We start from the raw sequence: 2,501 nt of genomic DNA, 5'->3' as shown, positions 1-2,501 counted from the left end.
CGCTAAAACCAGAGGTTAAATCCCTCTTTTTTATTAACCTAACTGGTACACTTTTCGCGCGCTATGCTGGTACCTTTTTGCTCCGTCATTGACAGTCTAAGTTACCTTGCATGCGGAAGCTAATTATTGGTATGGTATCTTCAAAAGTGAGGTGCAACCGTACTCGTTTGATCTGATCGTTAGCAGAAACACGAAAGCGGGCGACATAACCGCCACTAATTGATTCCCAATGCAATAATGAAGCCGTTATGGGGAAAGATAATGGCAACACTATACCGCTTTTGTTCCCGGCAATCGTAGCCGGATCGACCGAAATATCGGAAAGATTGACGCTGAAAGCTTGCTCTCCAGTCCCTAAAAAGGCTGATGCGCTAGAAGTGGCTGTGCTCCTGCTAGTAATAGGATTATATCGCGTAGATTCTACTTTTACCGCATTGGCTGGAATTGTCCATAATAATAAGAAACCTAAAATAGTAAATAATATAAAAGTTGATAACAAAGATAGGGAAAAGCAACGATAGGAACAAGAGCTATCTTGCGAAATGGCGCGGTTAACTGAGATGCTATAGCTTAGGAGGAAATGCTTAGGGATTTGGTTACTATCTGGTTTGTACGGCAGAAAAGCAAGTGTTCTTTCACAATTATCTTTGGCCTCTTTGACGTCAGGAGTATCAGGCGAATAATCAATTGTTAGGTAATTCATTCTTAATCCTTCAATACTTAGAAATAAATGTATAAGTACTGCACCACTCTATTAGGCAGTATCCAACTCAGGCATTAATTGATTAGTTGCATTTTTACGCGAAGCTGAGTAGGTACTTGCTCAATCAGCATAACGGTGATGCCTCCGTCAGTTGCTTTGTGGTTATGAGAAGTCTTTGCTGAAGCAGGTAATGCAGTGGCTAATGCTTTCTGGAGAAAAGTTGTACATTTTCCCATTCCCATAATGGGGCGCAGCCTGCAAGAATTCCTAAAAATGCAGCAACAGCAACAGCAATTTTCAATACAATATTTTTCATTATTAATTCCCCCTCCTCTTTTTTATTGAAAATCAAATTTCTTTAAGAGGAAGAAAAGAGATTCAACTAATAAAAGCTATACTTTTACAAATAATAAATTGTTTATTTTTCCTAACAGCAGCGACTTATTTTCCCGTTAGCGCCATAACGTGATTCCTGTCGCTCGCAGAAAAATTCCTGGTATGACATGATTGGCTGATCCGGATGTGAATTTTTTATGTGTTCTACATACGTGCTGTATTCAGGCATGCCAACCATAAGCCGCGCGCATTGTACAATATGACATATGGTTCTAGCAATTTTGTTATACAACATGACATTCCAATGATTATTTAGCATCTGTGGCATGGGCTGGCAATAACTCAAATAGTGCTTCTTTCGTAGTAGGGTAGCTTAGGGCACGTGCTTGAAATACTGCATGAATCCCAAAGAAAAGCATGCAGATCAATACCAGTATGAACATGCCTGCTAATGATGCATTAACATAATCATTAAAAATGACCTGCTGCATTTGATCGGTCGATTTGGCCAGCGCGAGAACAATACCTTCTATTATGGAATCCTTATATTGGTTAGCATGTGCCAGAAAGCCGATACGAGGATTAGTATCAAAAATCTTCTGCCAGGCAGCCATCAGCGTGCAGACGATGATCCATGTAGCGGGAACAATGGTGACCCAGGCAAACCGATCTTGCTTCATCTTAAATAGCACACTCGTACAAAGAATCAGTGCGATACCGGCCAGCATCTGGTTAGCAATGCCAAATAGTGGCCATAAGGTATTGATCCCCCCCAGCGGATCTATCACACCCTGATAGAGAAAATATCCCCAGCCAGCGACACAAAGGCCAGTTGCAAGCAGACTAGCTACCAGCGAGTCAGTACGCTTTATTGCTGGAACAAAAGTACCTAATAGATCCTGTAACATAAAGCGGCCAGCACGGGTTCCGGCATCAACTGCCGTAAGGATAAAAAGTGCTTCGAACAGGATTGCAAAGTGATACCAGAAAGCCATCATGGCAGTACCACCAGTAAATTCGGACAGAATTGTGCCATACCTATCGCTAGCGTTGGTGCGCCTCCTGCTCGGGAAATAATGCTATGTTCGCCCACGTCCCTCGCAGTTTGATAAATCATCTCAGGCGTGACGTAAAAACCCCATTGAGCAATAGTTTGCGCAGCCGATTCTGCCGAAGCTCCGATGATTGCTGCAGGACTGTTCATCGTGAAATAGATTCCTGGCTCAAGCGTTGATGCAGCTACTAAAGCCATAATCGCTACAAACGACTCCATGAGCATCGCGCCATAGCCAATGAAACGAGCATCAGTTTCAGTCTGAATCATCTTAGAACCTGTTCAAAGTCTTTTCGTTTGACAGAAAAAGTGCGATATTTGCAGGATGAGAACAAGTTATCCAAGTGATATCAGTCGCGAACAGTTCGAGCAGATCCGCCCACTGCTGGAAAGTGCGCGCAAGAAGAC

Annotated in this window: 2 protein-coding genes and 2 pseudogenes; 1 reads left to right on the top strand and 3 read right to left on the bottom strand. The window is 42.7% G+C overall.

Annotation, left to right across the window (positions count from 1 at the left end):
* Positions 1–85: 85 nt before the first annotated feature.
* The 3 genes and pseudogenes from BLW34_RS15915 to BLW34_RS15165 all read right to left on the bottom strand — a co-directional run.
* A complete protein-coding gene (locus BLW34_RS15915; protein ID WP_143037977.1) occupies positions 86–703 on the bottom strand; it encodes a hypothetical protein in 618 nt (205 codons plus the stop codon).
* A 427-nt stretch (positions 704–1,130) separates the two neighbouring features.
* Positions 1,131–1,334, bottom strand: coding sequence for a YbdD/YjiX family protein (locus BLW34_RS15170; protein ID WP_090581371.1), 204 nt, complete (start codon positions 1,332–1,334; stop codon positions 1,131–1,133).
* 13 nt (positions 1,335–1,347) lie between these two features.
* A pseudogene (locus BLW34_RS15165) lies at positions 1,348–2,375 on the bottom strand (carbon starvation CstA family protein); the annotation flags it as partial.
* Positions 2,376–2,418: 43 nt separating this feature from the next.
* Here BLW34_RS15165 and BLW34_RS15910 point away from each other — a divergent pair.
* Positions 2,419–2,501, top strand: a pseudogene (locus BLW34_RS15910) (IS5/IS1182 family transposase); the annotation flags it as partial.

This window comes from Nitrosomonas sp. Nm58 (genome assembly GCF_900107335.1).
In the GTDB taxonomy this organism is placed as follows: domain Bacteria; phylum Pseudomonadota; class Gammaproteobacteria; order Burkholderiales; family Nitrosomonadaceae; genus Nitrosomonas.
The sequence above is the reverse complement of the archived record's forward strand: the minus strand, read 5'-3'. Positions and strand labels throughout refer to the sequence as shown.

Excerpts from the sequence above, each read along its gene's own strand:
- BLW34_RS15915 (WP_143037977.1), bottom strand. The coding sequence starts at position 703 with ATGAATTACCTAACAATTGATTATTCGCCTGATACTCCTGACGTCAAA.
- BLW34_RS15170 (WP_090581371.1), bottom strand. The coding sequence starts at position 1,334 with ATGTTGTATAACAAAATTGCTAGAACCATATGTCATATTGTACAATGC.